Source organism: Leclercia sp. J807 (assembly GCF_009734465.1).
Classification (GTDB): domain Bacteria; phylum Pseudomonadota; class Gammaproteobacteria; order Enterobacterales; family Enterobacteriaceae; genus Enterobacter.
The window spans coordinates 3,992,197-4,008,644 of the sequence record NZ_CP046446.1; the positions used below are offsets into that span (position 1 = coordinate 3,992,197).

A 16,448-nucleotide genomic window follows, 5' to 3' on the forward strand; every position below is an offset into this window, starting at 1 on the left:
GTTCCTTGCCTGCGTTAACGTTTTCCGCTGTGCAGCCAGAATGGCTCCTGCGAAATGGCTTCGTTACGGAAATGCTCAATTTCAATGTGCTGGCGCGTCTTAATGGCATGCAGCAGACCTTGCCAGTTTTCCAGCCAGGCGCGGGCCACCGGGCCGTCATAGGCCCCTGCCAGCAGCAGCATGCTGTCGATGTTACGCGCCAGACGAATCAGCTGATCGCCATACTGATCCCCCAGCGGATGGGCGAACGTGGTTTTCAGTTCAGCGGCGTGACGGGAGAGGTGAATATCGGCGAAGCGCTTAAAGTTATCCGCTATTTTGCTCTGCGCCTTCGCGTCGAGGAAGGTACGCCAGCCGCGTGTCACCAGAAACTCGGTCAGCGCCAGTTTCGCGGTGGCGGTTTGCGGGCTGTAGACCGCCGTCTCGGCAGAGACATCCGACGCCATCAGGGTTTCGGTCTGCGTCAGCAGATCGCGTAAGTGAGCACTTGCTTTACGTGGCACAATGCCGCCGAACAGCGTCAGGCTGTGACGTACCAGCGCCATCGCCGCCAGCACCTCGGCTTTCGCCCCTTTCACGCCGCGAACCCACAGCTCCTCGTGATACTGCCACTGGCTCAGGGCCAGCTCCAGCGAGGCTTCAAACCCCTGCTCAATGGAGGATTTCGGCGCGACGCGCATAATCTCCAGCGGTTTCAGGATGCGCGGCGCATTGCCCTGGGCCAGATGATAGCCGCGGGCGGCTTTGCTCAGGCTCCCCTGACGCAGACCGCTCTGGGTCACCAGCTTACGGGCCAGCTTCAGCACGTCATCGGCGTGGCCTTCCAGTAGCTCAAGCTCCAGCTCGCAGATCGGCTCCTGGAACTCGCCCGCTTTTACCTCACCCCGGTCGAGGGCGATTTCAATGCGGCTTTTACCTTCGTTCACCAGCCACTTTTCGCGCCAGAAATCGGTGCTGAACAGCGGGCTGGCGCTCTCTTCCAGGCCCTCGGGCAGTTGTCCTTCCGGCCACACTTCCGCCGGGAAGCGCGCCAGATCCAGCGCAGGCTGGTCAATTTCAATATTGTATTCCGGGCGCTGATGCAGACCGCCCACCACGCGGCCACCAATTTTCATGGTCATCTCGTAGCGACCATCGACGCCGCGAATGCGCAGCCCCCTGTCATGGCGACGCAGCCACAGGTCCCGGGTTTCGTAATAGATGTTGAGCAGTTGCACCGGCTCGTGATGTTCAGCTGTCAGCTGGTGCAGATGGTTTTTCAGCGCGTCGACGCTCTCATTTTCAACGATAAACTTTAATTCGATTTCCTGAGCCATGGCCTTGTTCTTTTGATTGCAGCACTGCGGGGTAAATTTAGGCGAACTTACTCGCCACTTTTTTGTCAGTAGATAGTATTTTGCGCCAGATTGCCACGCAATGAGCAATTTGACGGGCGTAAAGTTTGTTAAAGTGGCAAACAGTACACGGAGGATTCCGAATGCTGACGAATCCTTTGCGTGGAGAAGCCGTTACCACTACTATCGTTCCACTTTTTATGAAAATAACGACTGCCTGATGCTTAAATTACGCCTAATCGGACTGACATTACTTGCTTTTAGCGCCGCAACAGCGGTTCACGCTGAAGAGAAACGCTACGTTTCTGACGAACTGAATACCTGGGTACGTAGTGGACCGGGTGACAATTATCGCCTCGTGGGTACGATTAATGCCGGCGAGGAAGTGGCGCTGTTACAGAGCAACGCAGACGCCAGCTATGGCCAGGTGCGCGACAGCAGCGGCCGTATCGCCTGGATCCCGTTAAAAGAGCTTAGCACCAGCCCAAGCCTGCGCACTCGCGTGCCGGATCTGGAAAACCAGGTCAAAACCCTGACCGACAAACTGACCAATATCGATGCCACCTGGAACCAGCGCACGGCTGAAATGCAGCAGAAAGTGGCCCAGAGCGACGGGGTGATCAACGGTCTTAAAGACGAAAACCAGAAGCTGAAAAACGAGCTGATCGTCGCCCAGAAAAAAGTGAGCGCAGCCAACCTGCAGCTGGATGACAAACAGCGCACCATCATTATGCAGTGGTTTATGTATGGCGGCGGCGTGCTGGGTATGGGTCTGCTGCTGGGTCTGGTACTGCCGCATCTGGTGCCGAGCCGTAAGCGTAAAGACCGTTGGATGAACTAAATCGCTATCTCTGCCACACTTACGTATTATTGCCATTTTTGATACGGGAGAGTGAGGCGTGAAGATTTATCTGGTCGGTGGTGCGGTTCGTGATGCGTTGTTAGGTCTGCCGGTCAAAGATAAAGACTGGGTGGTGGTAGGCGCCACACCTCAGGAGATGCTCGATGCGGGCTACCAGCAGGTAGGCCGCGATTTTCCTGTCTTTCTGCATCCGCAAAGCCGCCAGGAGTACGCCCTGGCGCGTACCGAGCGCAAATCCGGTGTCGGTTATACCGGCTTCACCTGCCATGCCGCACCGGACGTCACCCTTGAAGAGGATTTGCAGCGCCGCGATCTGACCATCAACGCCCTCGCCCAGGATGAACACGGCCACATCGTTGATGCCTATGGCGGCCAGTCGGATCTGCAAAACCGCATCCTGCGCCATGTTTCCCCCGCCTTCTCTGAAGATCCGCTCCGCGTGCTGCGCGTGGCGCGCTTTGCTGCCCGCTATGCCCACCTGAGCTTTCGCATCGCCGATGAAACGATGGCGCTGATGACCGCAATGACCAGAGCGGGCGAGCTGGAACACCTTACCCCCGAGCGCGTGTGGAAAGAGACCGAGAATGCGCTTACCACGCGTAATCCACAGGTTTACTTCCAGGTGCTGCGCGACTGCGGGGCGCTGAAGGTGCTGTTCCCGGAAGTGGACGCCCTGTTTGGCGTGCCGGCTCCGGCGAAGTGGCACCCGGAAATCGATACCGGCATCCATACCCTGATGACCCTGAGCATGGCGGCAATGCTGAGCCCGGAGGTGGATGTCCGCTTTGCCACGCTCTGTCATGACCTCGGCAAGGGCTTAACGCCGCCTGAACTCTGGCCGCGCCACCACGGCCACGGCCCGGCGGGCGTGCGGCTGGTTGAACGGGTCTGCCAGCGGATGCGGGTCCCTAACGAGATCCGCGATCTGGCGAAGCTGGTCGCCGAGTTCCACGACCTGATCCACACCTTCCCGATCCTCAAACCAGCTACTATTGTGAAGCTGTTCGACAGCATTGACGCCTGGCGCAAGCCGCAGCGCGTGGAGCAGATCGCCTTAACCAGCGAAGCCGACGTGCGCGGACGCGCCGGGTTTGAAGCCAACGATTATCCGCAGGGGCGGTTGCTGCGTGAAGCCTGGATCGTTGCGAAAGCAGTGCCGACAAAAGCGGTGGTTGAGGCTGGATTTAAAGGTCCCGAGATCCGGGAAGAGTTAACAAAACGGCGGATCCGGGCCGTCGCAGCCTGGAAGGAACAGCATTGCCCTCAGCCGAAAGACTGAGGGCGGGCAATCAGAAGAAGACCACGTAGACCGCGGCCGCCACGATAAAGCGATAGATGGCGAACGGGATAAACGAGATGCGCTTGATCAGCTGCAGGAAGGTTTTGATGGCGATCAGCGCCACGATGAAGGCGGTGATAAAGCCCACGGCAAACATCGGGATGTCGCCCGCGGTCAGGAAGTGGTAGCTCTTGTAGAGATCGAGCGCGGTGGCGCCCATCATCATCGGCACTGCCAGCAGGAATGAGAACTCAGAGGCCGCATAGCGGCTCACGCCCATCAGCATCCCGCCTGAAATCGTCGCCCCAGAGCGAGAGAAGCCCGGCCACAGCGCCAGGCACTGGAAGCAGCCAATCATAAACGCCTGACGGTAGGTCATGTCGTCCAGACCCGGCGCGCGGGGCTCTTTCGGCTTCAGCAGCTCGGCGGCAATTAACAGGATACCGCCAACCACCAGGGCATACATGACGTTAATCGGGTTAAACAGCGACTTGATGGTGTCGTGGAGCACCAGACCCAGCACCACCGCCGGAATCATCCCGAGCAGGATGTGCAGCAACGTTAAACGCCCTTTACCGGCGCCTTCATGCGGCGGATGACCAAAGTGGATGCCAATCAGGCCGAACAGGCGACGCCAGAACATCACCACCACCGCCAGAATGGATCCTAACTGGATCACTACTTCAAAGGTTTTCGCCGTTTCGCCCTCGAACCCCAGCAGATGGCCGACAATGATCATATGGCCTGTACTGGAAACCGGCAAAAACTCTGTCAATCCTTCGACCACACCCAGTATTGCTGCCACCAGCAGGGAGTGCATATCGCTCATCAATTAACCCCTAAAAGACAGAAAAAAGGGCTACCCAGGGGGTAACCGTAAAAGGAACAGCTGTAAGACTGATTTAACAGGAATTGGTTTAACTATTATACCTTTAAATGTTTCCTTTCAGATTTTGGCTACGTTCGATAATGACCCCGACATTGGCCGCCCGCGCAACCGCTCCCGGCTTGCTGACTTTGATGCGCACCCATGGGGAGTTGAAGCGGCTGAGCAGCAGCTCCGCCACCTCTTCCGCCACGCGCTCCACCAGCGCAAAACGCTGGCCTTCCACGTGACTGATGACCGCTTCACTCACGTCGGCATAGCTCAGACAGTCGTTCACATCGTCGCTTTTTGCCGCGGCGACGTTATCCCAGCCCATTTCGATATCGAACACGAGTTTCTGCTCGATGGTCTGCTCCCAGTCATACACCCCGATAGTGGTGATTACCGAAAGTTGCTCTATAAATACTATATCCATCACGACCTGCCTGGTTTTTGGCTAAACCGGATACCACTCCCGGCGAATTATGCGTATTATCCACAGATGCTAAGTACAAAACGACATTTTCAAAACGGAACAGCGTTATGAGTGCAATCGCGCCTGGAATGATCCTCCTTGCCTACCTTTGCGGCTCAATTTCCAGCGCCATTCTGGTCTGCCGTATCGCTGGCTTACCCGATCCACGCGAGAACGGATCCGGGAATCCGGGGGCGACCAATGTACTACGAATTGGCGGCAAAGGAGCAGCCGTAGCGGTTCTGATTTTTGACGTTCTGAAAGGAATGCTTCCCGTCTGGGGCGCGTATGCACTGGGCGTCACGCCGTTCTGGCTGGGGCTGATTGCCATTGCCGCCTGTCTGGGCCACATCTGGCCGGTTTTCTTTGGTTTTAAAGGCGGTAAAGGCGTCGCCACCGCGTTTGGCGCCATCGCCCCCATTGGCTGGGATCTGACCGGCGTGATGGCCGGCACCTGGCTGCTCAGCGTGTTGCTGAGCGGGTACTCTTCGCTTGGCGCCATTGTGAGCGCGCTGATTGCACCGTTTTATGTCTGGTGGTTTAAGCCGCAGTTTACTTTTCCGGTGTCGATGCTCTCTTGTCTGATCCTGTTGCGTCACCATGACAATATTCAGCGGTTATGGCGGCATCAGGAGACGAAGATCTGGGCGCGGTTGAAGCGGAAGAAGAAAGAGACGCGGTAGCTTATATTGAGTTTAGTGGAATAGTTCCGTTCACTTTACGACCAACAGAATATGACGTTCCGGAACCCGTGAACGTGATAAGGGGGCCACCGCGGCCCCCTTATCAATCCCCGCGGCCCCGCGACGAAATCGGTGCTTCGCACTGCGCTCACCTCACGACCTGCTGCCTGCGGTCGGCTCAACTCGACATCCTGTCTCGATTCGCCTCTGGCCGCCATCCCTGGCGTCCAGCCCTTGTCATCCGGTCTCCGGTTCGCCGATTTCAGCGGGGACTCAACACCCGTGCCACATTCCGGCAATAAAAAAATTTGCAGAGAAATGACGTTCTGTTTCATTCAGGCCGCAGCGAAGGCTGATGGAGCGTGAGTCCGGCTGAAAATCGCTGAGGCGTTGACCGCAGGCCGGGGCGAGGCGCAGGGATGCGCCGAGAGGGCGTGACCTACATGGATGTAGGATCACGCCCGACCCGATAGCCGGAGGGAATAAGCCGAAGGGACCGCGAAGCGGCGATTTTCTTTGCCGGGAGCCGGGATTGTTAAGGGGGCGGCGGCAGCCCCCTTAACACGTTCACCGCAGCGGGGCGTACATAACGCAGAGAAGTCATAGTGAACGGAACAATTCCACCACTCCAGAAAATAAGTGGGCGCTTAGCAACCGCCCCCATCCATAAGCGACTCATATGACAGCCTTCATTTCCGCCAGGGCATACTAAAAAAACCCGACGGCGAGCAGATGGATAAAGCATGTCAGCAACTCAGATGGTTGATAAAACAGTAAAAGGCTGGCAGGCGTCGCTTGCTTTGCAGTTTTGTCACACCCCTGAAAAAACCCTCCTTCACTCTGCCCGCCACATCGGGCCGCTCACCGTGCAGCGCCCCTTTTATCCCGAAGGTGAAACCTGCCACCTCTATCTGCTGCACCCGCCGGGTGGGATTGTTGGCGGGGATGAACTGACGATTACCGTTCATCTTGCGGCCCATAGCCACGCGCTGATCACCATGCCCGGCGCCAGCAAGTTCTATCGCAGCAATGGTGCGCTGGCGCGGCTGGATCAGCATTTCACGCTGGAGGAGAACGCCATTCTGGAGTGGCTGCCGCAGGACACCCTTTTCTTCCCCGGCGCACAGGCTGCCCTGCGCTCGGTGTTCCATCTGCAGCGCAGCAGCACCCTGCTGGCCTGGGAGCTGTTTTGCCTGGGCCGCCCGGTGATTAATGAGCCCTTCAGCCACGGCCGTATTGAGAGCCGTCTCGAAGTCTGGCTTGAGGGTGAGCCGCTGCTGATCGAGCGCCAGCACCTGGCCGACGGCGATCTGACCCCCGTGGCGGAACACCCGTGGATCGGCACCCTGCTGTTTTACCCGGCGAGCGAAACGCAGCTAGAGGAGGCCCGCGACGCCCTGGCACCGCTGGAGCATTTCGCTGGCGCGACCCTCACCGAGGGCCTGCTGTCGGTCCGTTTTCTGGCCCATGACAACCTGATTTGCCAGCAGGCGATGCGTGAGATCTGGCAGCGCCTGCGTCCGCAGCTTACCGCCAAAGCCCCCTGTTCGCCCCGAATCTGGCACACCTGAGAGAAGCACGATGGAACTGACCCCCAGAGAAAAAGACAAGCTGTTGCTATTTACCGCCGCGCTGGTCGCCGAGCGTCGTCTCGCCCGTGGCGTGAAGCTCAATTACCCCGAATCGGTGGCCCTGATCAGCGCCTTCATTATGGAAGGGGCGCGCGACGGGCAGACGGTTGCGGAATTAATGGAAGCGGGCCGCCATGTTCTGACCCGCGCCCAGGTGATGGAGGGCGTGCCGGAGATGATCCCGGACATTCAGGTGGAGGCCACCTTTCCGGACGGCTCCAAGCTCGTCACCGTTCACAATCCGATCCTGTAAGGGGGCAACATGATCCCAGGCGAATACCAGATACAACCCGGCCAGATCGTCATTAACGCGGATCGCGATACCCGGACGGTGATCGTCGAGAACCACGGCGACCGCCCGATCCAGGTCGGATCCCACTACCACTTTTACGAAGTTAATCCAGCACTCAAATTCGATCGTGAGCCGACCCGAGGCTACCGCCTGAACATCGCCGCCGGCACTGCCGTGCGCTTTGAACCGGGGCAGAAGCGCGCCGTCACGCTGGTAGCTGTAGCAGGCGCACAGCGTATTGTCGGCTTTCGTGGCGAGGTGATGGGCGAGGTGGATCATGGCTGAGATTTCACGTCAGGCCTATGCCGACATGTTCGGCCCCACCACCGGGGATAAAGTCCGTCTCGCCGATACCGAGCTCTGGATCGAGGTGGAAAACGATCTGACCATCTACGGCGAAGAGGTCAAATTCGGCGGCGGAAAAGTGATCCGCGACGGTATGGGCCAGGGGCAGATGATGGCGCAGGACTGCGTGGATCTGGTGCTGACCAATGCGCTGATCGTCGATCACTGGGGGATCGTCAAAGCGGATATCGGCGTGAAGGATGGCAGGATCTTCGCCATCGGCAAAGCGGGTAACCCGGACATTCAGCCCGGCGTAACGATCCCCATTGGCGCGGCCACCGAAGTGATCGCCGCCGAAGGGAAGATCGTGACCGCAGGCGGGGTCGATACCCATATCCACTGGATCTGCCCGCAGCAGGCAGAAGAGGCACTGGTCTCTGGCGTCACCACCATGATTGGCGGCGGTACCGGCCCTGCCGCAGGCACCAATGCCACCACCTGCACGCCGGGGCCGTGGTATATCGCCCGCATGTTGCAGGCGGTCGACACGCTGCCGGTCAACATTGGCCTGCTGGGTAAAGGCAACGGCTCCAACCCGGATGCCCTGCGCGAGCAGGTTGCCGCGGGTGCGATTGGCCTGAAAATTCATGAGGACTGGGGTTCCACCCCTGCGGCGATCGACTGCGCCCTGACGGTGGCGGACGAGATGGATATCCAGGTGGCGCTGCACAGCGACACCCTTAACGAAGGCGGGTTTGTCGAGGACACCCTGGCGGCCATCGCCGGGCGCACCATCCACACCTTCCACACCGAAGGGGCGGGCGGCGGCCATGCGCCGGATATCATCACCGCCTGCGCGCACCCTAACATTCTGCCCTCCTCTACCAACCCGACCCTGCCCTATACGGTCAACACCATCGACGAACATCTGGACATGCTGATGGTCTGCCACCATCTCGACCCGGATATCGCCGAGGATGTGGCCTTTGCCGAATCACGCATTCGCCGGGAGACCATCGCCGCCGAAGACGTGCTGCACGACCTGGGGGCCTTCTCGCTCACCTCGTCCGATTCGCAGGCGATGGGCCGGGTGGGAGAAGTGATCATCCGCACCTGGCAGGTGGCGCACCGCATGAAGGTACAGCGCGGCCCGCTGGCGGAGGAGACCGGCGATAACGACAACCTGCGGGTGAAGCGCTATATCGCCAAGTACACCATCAACCCGGCGCTGACCCACGGCATCGCCCATGAGGTCGGGTCGGTTGAGGCGGGGAAACTGGCGGACCTGGTGGTCTGGTCCCCGGCCTTCTTTGGCGTGAAGCCAGCCACCATCGTCAAAGGCGGGATGATCGCCTGCGCGCCGATGGGCGACATTAACGCCTCGATCCCCACGCCGCAGCCGGTGCACTACAGGCCCATGTTTGGTTCGCTGGGCGCCGCCCGCCACGCCACCCGCCTGACCTTTCTCTCGCAGGCCGCTGCCGATAACAACATCGCGCAGCAACTGAACCTGCAGAGCGCCACCGCAGTGGTCACAGGCTGCCGGACGGTGAAAAAAGCCGACATGATCCACAACGGTCTGCAGCCCAACATTACCGTCGATGCGCAAACCTATGAGGTGCGCATTGACGGGGAACTGATTACCAGCGCACCGGCAGAGGTTCTGCCGATGGCGCAACGCTATTTCCTGTTCTGAGGAGCATTCATGATCACCTTAACCCAACGCCTGGATCATCCCCATCCCGTTACCGCACACGTCACGCTGCCGATTGATGTGCGGGTAAAGAGCCGCGCCCGCGTGGTGCTGGACGACGGTCGCGATGCCGGGTTGATCCTGCCGCGCGGCCTGCTGCTGCGCGGCGGCGACCTGCTTGCCAGCGACGATGGTCGTGAAGTGGTGGAAGTTATTGCCGCACCCGAACCGCTGTCGGTGGTGCGCTGCGCCGATCCCTTCCTGCTGGCGCGCGCCTGCTATCACCTGGGCAACCGCCACGTGCCGCTGCAAATTCTGCCCGGCGAGCTGCGCTATCACCACGATCACGTGCTGGACGAGATGCTGCACCTGTTCGATCTCGAGGTGACTTTCGCCAGCCTGCCCTTCGAACCGGAAGCGGGTGCCTACGCCAGCGAAGGTCACTCCCATTCACACTCTCACGCTCATTCACATTAAGGATCAATCATGCGTAAGTTGTTACCCCTGCTTCTGCTGGCCTTCTCCCTGCCCGCGCTGGCCCATCCGGGACACGGCAGCGACAGCTTTCAGGCGGGCTTTTTCCATCCCCTGACCGGGCTTGATCATCTCCTGATGCTCACCGGCGCAGGCGTGCTCGCCGCCCTGAGCGGCCGCAGGCTGCTGATGCCCTTTGCCACCCTCGGCATGATGCTCACCGGGGCGATTGCAGGCAGCCTGCTGGGGGGCTTTAGCGGCATGGAGATGCTGATCATCGCCTCGCTGGCGGTGTGTGGCGTGATGATGTTCAAAACCGAAAACCGCCTGCTGCTGGCCGTGCCCGCGCTGGCGATGTTTCACGGCTGGGCGCACGGGGTAGAGATGGCAGGTCACAGCTTCTGGCTGTTCACCAGCGGCTTTATGTTCGCCAGCGCCGCAGTGCTGTGCGTCAGCTTTGCCGCCGGTATGCTGCTGCGCCGTCACGACGGGCTGCGTAAAACCTTCGGCGGCGGGCTGATCGCCTCTGCCCTGCTGGCGCTGATGAGCTGATGGAACCGTCCCGCCAGCTGCGTCTGATGCAGCTCACCAGCAGCAGTCTGCCGGTGGGATCTTTTACCTGGTCGCAGGGGCTGGAATGGGCGGTGGAAGCGGGCTGGGTCACTACCCCGGCAGCATTCAAAGCCTGGCAGTGTCAGCAGATGGAACAGAGCTTTTTCTGCGTCGATCTGCCGCTCTTTTCCCGCCTCTACCGCGCCTGCGAACAGCAGGATCTGGCGAGCGCCGCGCACTGGACAGCGTACCTGCTGGCCTGCCGGGAGACCCGCGAGTTGCGGGAGGAGGAGCGCAACCGCGGGGCGGCCTTCACCCGGCTGATCAAAAGCTGGGAGGCGGATTGCCCAGCTGACTGGCTGGTGCTGTTCCCGCAAAGCCAACTGTGCGGCATGGCGTGGCTCGGCGTGCGCTGGGGGATCGATCTGCGCGAGATGGCGCTGAGCCTTGGCTACAGCTGGATAGAGAGCGCGGTAATGGCGGGCGTCAAGCTGGTGCCCTTTGGGCAGCAGGCGGCCCAGCTGTTGATCATCGAACTCTGCGATCGCTTTACCGACGGGCTGGAGCAGGCGCTTCTGCGCCGCGATGACCAGCTGGGGGCGGCCACGCCGCTCTCCGCCATCGCTTCGGCGCTTCACGAAACCCAATATTCACGGTTATTCCGTTCCTGAGGAGTCTCTATGTCTGAGTACAAACACCCCCTGCGTGTGGGCGTCGGCGGCCCGGTGGGGTCGGGTAAAACCGCCCTGCTGGAAGCGCTGTGTAAAGCGATGCGCGACACCTATCACCTCGCGGTGGTGACGAACGATATCTACACCAAAGAGGATCAGCGCATCCTCACCGAGGCGGGCGCTCTGGAGCCGGAGCGCATTGTGGGGGTGGAGACCGGCGGCTGTCCGCACACCGCCATTCGTGAAGATGCCTCAATGAACCTGGCGGCGGTAGAAGCGTTAAGCGAGAAGTTCGGCAACCTGGATCTGATCTTTGTCGAGAGCGGCGGCGACAACCTGAGCGCCACCTTCAGCCCGGAGTTGGCGGATCTGACCATCTACGTGATCGACGTGGCGGAAGGGGAGAAGATCCCGCGCAAAGGCGGGCCGGGGATCACCAAATCCGATTTTCTGGTGATCAACAAAACCGATCTCGCGCCCTATGTGGGTGCGTCGCTGGAGGTGATGGAGCGCGATACCAACCGCATGCGCGGCGAGCGTCCGTGGACCTTTACCAACCTGAAAGCGGGTGACGGGCTGGCGACAATCATTCGCTTCCTGGAAGAGAAAGGCATGTTGAAGGTATAAAAAAAGCCTGGCTTTCGCCAGGCTTGCCGATCATTTACAGGTGTTGTACTTGGATCCCTGCTCGCGCCAGACGCCCCAGGTACTGAAGCCTTTGCCCGGTTCTTCCTGGCCCGGGTTGACATACCACTGGTTAAACCAAATTTTACCGTTGTGAGACACCTTCGTGCACTTCACTGGATAGGCAATTTTTGGGTTGTAGGCCGGCACGGTCTCTTTAGCCGGGGTGTCATCTTGCGCAGGCGTGGTGTCCTGTGCCGGGGTGTCGTCCTGCGCAGGCGTGGTGTCCTGGGCCGGAGTGTCATCCTGTGCCGGAACCGCCGGTTTGCTGACCTTGATGGTCATGCTGTCCTGCGCCGTGCGGCCATCGGCGCCGGTTGTGGTCAGCGTAAAGACCGCATCACCCTCGGTATTTGCCGGGATCACCGCATAGGCATGGGCGCTATCAACGCTGCTGCTCAGGGTGCCGTTCAGGTTCTGCTGCACAAAGAAGGTTCCAGCCCCTTTGGTCACGCTCCAGTTATACGATTTCGCATTCAGGCTCTTGCTGCCATCCAGCGGATAGGTTTTTACACCAGAGACGGGGGAAACCATCGTGTAATCCGCGCCTGCAGCAGCGGTAGGAGCTGGAAGGGTGGCGCTGCCGCCGTCCTTCAGCGCCAGAATGCGCGCCACTGCACGTTCCATATCAGGTTGAGTACCTACTTTTGCTGAATCCCCATTCGCCAGCGGTGTACCAGTTTCCTGCAAAATCTGGCGCATTTGTACCGGCGTAACGGTAATACCATGCGCTTTTGCAATGCCTGACAGGCTTGCTACTACCCCCGCAATAATTGGGTTAGCAGAAGAGGTGCCGGAGAAGGTGTCCGTATACTGGGCGTTTGCCACATTATACAGGCCACCATAGCCAGCCGTTACCACATCCCAGCATCCCCATGCGGAGCTGGTCACACGCGAGCCATAGGTACTAAATGAGGCTTTTTTTCCATCTTTAGCACAGAATGCACCGGCGATAATGGCGCCAGAATCGCGAACGTTAACATCAAATTTACCTTTAAAAGCACTATGATCGAGGTTAACGTTGCCGTTACCAGCAGCTTCAATAACGTATACGCCTTTATCCGTCAGCGCCTTGATAACATCGTAGTAACTGCTGGCATTTTCCTGCGGCACGTAACATTCTTTAGTACATCCCGTGACTTCGCCGCCGCCGGTCTGCATCCCAATCTGTACGACATCCCCTGCTTTCAGCAACGGGATCATGTTATAGAGGTTGTTGTACTTCCAGTCGTTAAAGCCCACGCGGCTTTTCCAGCTGAGCCCGCGTACACCAGCCCCAATATCTTTTGCCGCCATGATACCCACAGAAGCCGTATCATGATCGTCGTAATATTTGTTGCTGCCCTGAATTAACTCGGGTTTCGGCAGGTTTATATGGTTGACGTTCCAGATGTCGTTTTCCATGGAAATAATGGTCACGCCTTCGCCGTCATTACCCGGATATTTATTTACGCTGTCACGGTTAACGCCGCCCATATAATATCCTGAGCGCTTGTCTGTAGGCGATTTTGTATAGTACTGGAGGTGACGAAAATCAGGTACTGTCGATGCACCAACAGTGCTTTGCACGGTCGATTTCAGCAATGGTTTACTTTGCTCCGCCTCACCGTGATATTTATCCAGAGTAGCAGGTACACTTTCTGGATAGATAATTTCAACATTCTGATTATGCTCTAACTCAGTGATAATATTATTTATATAGTTTTTATCCTTACTTTTTTCTTCAGGTAATGCGATACGTAAATAACGGTCAAAACCGTAGCGCGCGTTGAGTTGTGCAAATTCATCAGACTGCGTGCTACGCAAGTTGTTCGGGCGGAATACGTTGACAGGAACCAGAGATGGATCGCTTAACGTTAACTTACTCGAGGTCGATGTGGTCGTTGCCTGATTGGTAGACTTCAGTAAGGGTTTACTGGCCTTCATTTTAACCACAACCGCGATATAGGACTCGCCATCATGGGCAAATTCGACCTGGGGTGCTGTTCCAGCATAAGCAGAGCAAGTGACCGCAGCGCCGATCAAGAGAGAGAGCATACTTTTTTTCATTTTGCCAACGTTCCTTAATGACATTTATTAATGTGAAATTCCTTTATTCACAATGAAAGAAAATCATCGGCCTGCCAATAAGAGCGCTCTTCGGATAAATAAGAAAGTTCCTTCACGGATACCTCCCGGGGAAAAATAAATTATATGGAATATGTCAATCATTACGGCGGATAAAAATATCCAAATTAATCTACGGCGGCGTTAAAAAACGCAAAAACAAAGGCGAAAAGAATAGCAGAAACGCCAGCGCAAGGCATTTTTAATATTAAAAATATCTTTCAAAGCATAATTACTAATATTTACGCCGCGATAAAATTGACCACCTTATACGCTGGCGTCATCGCTTCAGCGTGCAATGCTGGAGGAGTATGATGCAAGTAAAAATAACGCTCGCCGATGAACATCCCCTGATTCGCCGGGGGGTTCGCGCGATGCTCAACGACATGAACAGCGCCAGCGACGGTATGACGTTTACGCTGGCCGATGAAACACAGACCACGTCCGAACTGCTGAAACAGCTGGCGCAGCAGCTCCCTGATATTCTGTTGCTGGGCTATACGCTTAGCGGCACGCAAAGCGCCGATCCCTTGAGTCACATGGAAGGGCTGGCGCTGGTAAAAGGTCTGAGCCAGCGCTATCCCACGATAAAAGTGATCCTGCTTACCCGCTACAAAAATCCCCAACTGATCCGGCTGGCGATCGAGACGGGGGTAAAGGGGTACGTAAGTCACAATATGAGCGAGAAGACCTTCCGCGATGCACTTACCGGCGTGTTGAACGACGAAGTTTATGTCGAACCGGCATTAATGAAAACGCTGTTTCCGGCGGAAAAACTGCCCTCAGAGGCGCTCTCTCCCAGAGAGATGGATGTACTGCGCTTACTCTGTAAAAGTGGAAACCTGACGGATGTGTCGCGGCGAATGCACCTGAGCATTAAGACCGTGAGCGCACATAAGATCCGGGCGATGGAGAAGCTGGGGGTAAAAAATGACTGTCAGCTCTATTGTCTGCTGGCCCGTACCCGGATGTTCGATATTACCCTGTGACATCCGGGCCGGGGAGCGATCAGGCGGCGGGCAGTTCGGCCAGTGGCCAGCGCGGGCGCACGGAGACGCTCAGGTCCGCCGTGGCGTTCGATTTCAGACGCACCATACCGGCATAGGCGATCATCGCCCCGTTATCGGTACAAAATTCCGGGCGGGCATAGAACACTTCACCGCGGCGTTTTTGCATCATCTCCGCGAGCTTCGCGCGCAGCGTGCGGTTGGCGCTGACGCCGCCCGCCATTACCAGGCGCTTAAAGCCGGTCTGATCCAGCGCGCGTTTGCACTTGATCATTAAGGTATCCACCACCGCATCTTCAAAGGCGCGGGCGATGTCGGCGCGTGTCTGATCGTCGTCATCATTATTCCGGATGGTATTGGCGGCAAAAGTCTTCAGGCCGGAGAAGCTGAAGTCCAGACCCGGACGGTCGGTCATCGGGCGCGGGAAGACAAAGCGCCCTTCGGTACCCTGCGAGGCCATTTTCGACAGCATCGGGCCGCCAGGGTAATCGAGCCCCAGCAGCTTGGCGGTTTTGTCGAACGCTTCACCCGCCGCATCGTCAATGGACTCGCCCAGCAGTTCGTACTGACCAATACCGGTGACGCTGATCAATTGCGTGTGACCGCCGGAAACCAGCAGCGCCACAAACGGAAATTCAGGGGGATTCTCTTCCAGCATCGGTGCCAGCAGATGCCCTTCCATATGGTGAACCGGGATAGCCGGAACATCCCACGCGAACGCCAGCGAACGCCCGACAGTGGCGCCGACCAGCAGCGCCCCGACCAGGCCAGGACCCGCCGTGTAGGCCACAGCGTCAATATCTTTTGCCGTAAAGCCAGCCTCTTTCAGCGCCGCCTGGATCAGGGGCACCGTTTTACGCACATGGTCGCGGGAGGCCAGTTCCGGCACGACGCCACCGTAGTCGGCATGCAATTTTACCTGACTATACAATTGGTTGGCGACGAGCCCTTTTTCATCGTCGTAGATCGCGATGCCGGTTTCATCGCAGGATGTTTCAATACCCAGTACACGCATGACTTGTTTTACCTCACTCAGATACCGCGCAGTTTAGAGCCTGAGCGGGTTGATGTAAAACTTTCCTCACCCCTGGAGTTCACTTCGTGTATACTCCTCACCCTTATAAAAGTCCCCTTTCAAAAACGGCCGCGGTGCTTTACAAAGCAGCAGCAATTGCAGTAAAATTCCGCACCATTTTGAAATAAGCTGGCGTTGATGCCAGCGGCAAACCGAATTTATAAAGGTGAGAGTTACATGCCGGTAATTAAAGTACGTGAAAACGAGCCGTTCGACGTAGCACTGCGTCGCTTCAAGCGTTCATGCGAGAAAGCAGGTGTTCTGGCTGAAGTTCGTCGTCGTGAGTTCTATGAAAAACCAACGACCGAACGTAAGCGCGCTAAAGCTTCTGCTGTGAAACGTCACGCGAAGAAACTGGCTCGCGAAAACGCACGCCGTACTCGTCTGTACTAATCTATTGAGGACGCACGTCCTCAGTTGTCAGACAGAGTAGTAGTCGTAAGGCCGTGCTTCCGGAAGGAATGCGCGGCTTGTTTTCGT

General features: G+C 57.7%; 18 protein-coding genes. 13 read left to right on the forward strand and 5 right to left on the reverse strand.

The features are described from left to right. Positions 1 to 14: 14 nt before the first annotated feature. Positions 15 to 1,316 carry an inorganic triphosphatase gene (locus GNG26_RS18890; protein ID WP_156239783.1) on the reverse strand — a complete coding sequence of 434 codons (1,302 nt, stop codon included), beginning with the start codon at positions 1,314 to 1,316 and terminating at the stop codon, positions 15 to 17. Positions 1,317 to 1,554: 238 nt separating this feature from the next. Here GNG26_RS18890 and GNG26_RS18895 point away from each other — a divergent pair, with 238 nt between their 5' ends. Beyond that, complete coding sequence (locus GNG26_RS18895; RefSeq protein ID WP_103822885.1) at positions 1,555 to 2,175, forward strand: TIGR04211 family SH3 domain-containing protein; 621 nt, start codon at positions 1,555 to 1,557, stop codon at positions 2,173 to 2,175. 58 nt (positions 2,176 to 2,233) lie between these two features. After that, positions 2,234 to 3,475 (forward strand): multifunctional CCA addition/repair protein, encoded by a 1,242-nt coding sequence (locus GNG26_RS18900; protein WP_156239784.1) that lies wholly within the window; start codon positions 2,234 to 2,236, stop codon positions 3,473 to 3,475. Between the two features lie 10 nt (positions 3,476 to 3,485). Here the strand turns inward: GNG26_RS18900 and bacA are convergent, their stop codons facing one another. Together bacA and folB are read right to left on the reverse strand one after the other, a co-directional pair. Beyond that, complete coding sequence (gene bacA, locus GNG26_RS18905; RefSeq protein ID WP_156239785.1) at positions 3,486 to 4,304, reverse strand: undecaprenyl-diphosphate phosphatase; 819 nt, start codon at positions 4,302 to 4,304, stop codon at positions 3,486 to 3,488. A 103-nt stretch (positions 4,305 to 4,407) separates the two neighbouring features. Then, positions 4,408 to 4,776, reverse strand: a complete 369-nt coding sequence (gene folB / locus GNG26_RS18910; RefSeq protein WP_114385734.1) for a bifunctional dihydroneopterin aldolase/7,8-dihydroneopterin epimerase — start codon at positions 4,774 to 4,776, stop codon at positions 4,408 to 4,410. 107 nt (positions 4,777 to 4,883) lie between these two features. On the opposite strand from folB, the gene plsY reads away from it, so the two are divergent. The 9 genes from plsY (at position 4,884) to ureG (ending at position 11,723) form a co-directional block, all read left to right on the forward strand. Next, a complete protein-coding gene (plsY, locus tag GNG26_RS18915) occupies positions 4,884 to 5,498 on the forward strand; it encodes a glycerol-3-phosphate 1-O-acyltransferase PlsY (protein WP_156239786.1) in 615 nt (204 codons plus the stop codon). Between the two features lie 743 nt (positions 5,499 to 6,241). Then, positions 6,242 to 7,069 (forward strand): urease accessory protein UreD, encoded by an 828-nt coding sequence (locus tag GNG26_RS18920; protein WP_156239787.1) that lies wholly within the window; start codon positions 6,242 to 6,244, stop codon positions 7,067 to 7,069. A gap of 10 nt (positions 7,070 to 7,079) precedes the next feature. Next, complete coding sequence (locus tag GNG26_RS18925) at positions 7,080 to 7,382, forward strand: urease subunit gamma (protein ID WP_039031754.1); 303 nt, start codon at positions 7,080 to 7,082, stop codon at positions 7,380 to 7,382. A 9-nt stretch (positions 7,383 to 7,391) separates the two neighbouring features. Beyond that, a complete protein-coding gene (locus tag GNG26_RS18930; RefSeq protein WP_156239788.1) occupies positions 7,392 to 7,706 on the forward strand; it encodes an urease subunit beta in 315 nt (104 codons plus the stop codon). Next, complete coding sequence (ureC, locus tag GNG26_RS18935; protein ID WP_156239789.1) at positions 7,699 to 9,402, forward strand: urease subunit alpha; 1,704 nt, start codon at positions 7,699 to 7,701, stop codon at positions 9,400 to 9,402. Before GNG26_RS18930 ends, ureC begins: the two co-directional genes overlap by 8 nt. 9 nt (positions 9,403 to 9,411) lie before the next feature. After that, positions 9,412 to 9,876, forward strand: coding sequence for an urease accessory protein UreE (gene ureE, locus GNG26_RS18940; protein WP_103822894.1), 465 nt, complete (start codon positions 9,412 to 9,414; stop codon positions 9,874 to 9,876). A 9-nt stretch (positions 9,877 to 9,885) separates the two neighbouring features. Beyond that, positions 9,886 to 10,425 (forward strand): HupE/UreJ family protein, encoded by a 540-nt coding sequence (locus GNG26_RS18945; RefSeq protein WP_156239790.1) that lies wholly within the window; start codon positions 9,886 to 9,888, stop codon positions 10,423 to 10,425. After that, complete coding sequence (locus GNG26_RS18950; RefSeq protein ID WP_156239791.1) at positions 10,425 to 11,096, forward strand: urease accessory protein UreF; 672 nt, start codon at positions 10,425 to 10,427, stop codon at positions 11,094 to 11,096. Before GNG26_RS18945 ends, GNG26_RS18950 begins: the two co-directional genes overlap by 1 nt. Before the next feature lie 9 nt (positions 11,097 to 11,105). Further along, the gene (gene ureG, locus GNG26_RS18955) at positions 11,106 to 11,723 is read left to right on the forward strand and encodes an urease accessory protein UreG (protein WP_103822897.1); all 618 of its coding nucleotides are present in this window, start codon (positions 11,106 to 11,108) and stop codon (positions 11,721 to 11,723) included. A gap of 30 nt (positions 11,724 to 11,753) precedes the next feature. On the opposite strand, the gene GNG26_RS18960 is transcribed toward ureG, so the two are convergent. After that, positions 11,754 to 13,829, reverse strand: coding sequence for a S8 family serine peptidase (locus tag GNG26_RS18960; RefSeq protein WP_156239792.1), 2,076 nt, complete (start codon positions 13,827 to 13,829; stop codon positions 11,754 to 11,756). A 368-nt stretch (positions 13,830 to 14,197) separates the two neighbouring features. Between GNG26_RS18960 and GNG26_RS18965 the strand changes: the two genes are divergently transcribed. Continuing rightward, positions 14,198 to 14,875, forward strand: coding sequence for a response regulator transcription factor (locus tag GNG26_RS18965; protein ID WP_231604162.1), 678 nt, complete (start codon positions 14,198 to 14,200; stop codon positions 14,873 to 14,875). Between the two features lie 19 nt (positions 14,876 to 14,894). Here GNG26_RS18965 and tsaD read toward each other — a convergent pair whose 3' ends face one another. After that, positions 14,895 to 15,908 (reverse strand): tRNA (adenosine(37)-N6)-threonylcarbamoyltransferase complex transferase subunit TsaD, encoded by a 1,014-nt coding sequence (gene tsaD / locus GNG26_RS18970; protein WP_156239793.1) that lies wholly within the window; start codon positions 15,906 to 15,908, stop codon positions 14,895 to 14,897. Between the two features lie 237 nt (positions 15,909 to 16,145). Here tsaD and rpsU point away from each other — a divergent pair, with 237 nt between their 5' ends. After that, on the forward strand, positions 16,146 to 16,361 hold the full coding sequence (rpsU, locus tag GNG26_RS18975) for a 30S ribosomal protein S21 (RefSeq protein WP_001144069.1): 216 nt from the start codon (positions 16,146 to 16,148) through the stop codon (positions 16,359 to 16,361). Positions 16,362 to 16,448: the final 87 nt, after the last annotated feature.

Excerpts from the sequence above, each read along its gene's own strand:
- GNG26_RS18890 (WP_156239783.1), bottom strand. The coding sequence starts at position 1,316 with ATGGCTCAGGAAATCGAATTAAAGTTTATCGTTGAAAATGAGAGCGTC.
- GNG26_RS18895 (WP_103822885.1), top strand. The coding sequence starts at position 1,555 with ATGCTTAAATTACGCCTAATCGGACTGACATTACTTGCTTTTAGCGCC.
- bacA (WP_156239785.1), bottom strand. The coding sequence starts at position 4,304 with ATGAGCGATATGCACTCCCTGCTGGTGGCAGCAATACTGGGTGTGGTC.
- folB (WP_114385734.1), bottom strand. The coding sequence starts at position 4,776 with ATGGATATAGTATTTATAGAGCAACTTTCGGTAATCACCACTATCGGG.
- plsY (WP_156239786.1), top strand. The coding sequence starts at position 4,884 with ATGAGTGCAATCGCGCCTGGAATGATCCTCCTTGCCTACCTTTGCGGC.
- GNG26_RS18920 (WP_156239787.1), top strand. The coding sequence starts at position 6,242 with ATGTCAGCAACTCAGATGGTTGATAAAACAGTAAAAGGCTGGCAGGCG.
- GNG26_RS18925 (WP_039031754.1), top strand. The coding sequence starts at position 7,080 with ATGGAACTGACCCCCAGAGAAAAAGACAAGCTGTTGCTATTTACCGCC.
- GNG26_RS18930 (WP_156239788.1), top strand. The coding sequence starts at position 7,392 with ATGATCCCAGGCGAATACCAGATACAACCCGGCCAGATCGTCATTAAC.
- ureC (WP_156239789.1), top strand. The coding sequence starts at position 7,699 with ATGGCTGAGATTTCACGTCAGGCCTATGCCGACATGTTCGGCCCCACC.
- ureE (WP_103822894.1), top strand. The coding sequence starts at position 9,412 with ATGATCACCTTAACCCAACGCCTGGATCATCCCCATCCCGTTACCGCA.
- GNG26_RS18945 (WP_156239790.1), top strand. The coding sequence starts at position 9,886 with ATGCGTAAGTTGTTACCCCTGCTTCTGCTGGCCTTCTCCCTGCCCGCG.
- GNG26_RS18950 (WP_156239791.1), top strand. The coding sequence starts at position 10,425 with ATGGAACCGTCCCGCCAGCTGCGTCTGATGCAGCTCACCAGCAGCAGT.
- ureG (WP_103822897.1), top strand. The coding sequence starts at position 11,106 with ATGTCTGAGTACAAACACCCCCTGCGTGTGGGCGTCGGCGGCCCGGTG.
- GNG26_RS18960 (WP_156239792.1), bottom strand. The coding sequence starts at position 13,829 with ATGAAAAAAAGTATGCTCTCTCTCTTGATCGGCGCTGCGGTCACTTGC.
- GNG26_RS18965 (WP_231604162.1), top strand. The coding sequence starts at position 14,198 with ATGATGCAAGTAAAAATAACGCTCGCCGATGAACATCCCCTGATTCGC.
- tsaD (WP_156239793.1), bottom strand. The coding sequence starts at position 15,908 with ATGCGTGTACTGGGTATTGAAACATCCTGCGATGAAACCGGCATCGCG.
- rpsU (WP_001144069.1), top strand. The coding sequence starts at position 16,146 with ATGCCGGTAATTAAAGTACGTGAAAACGAGCCGTTCGACGTAGCACTG.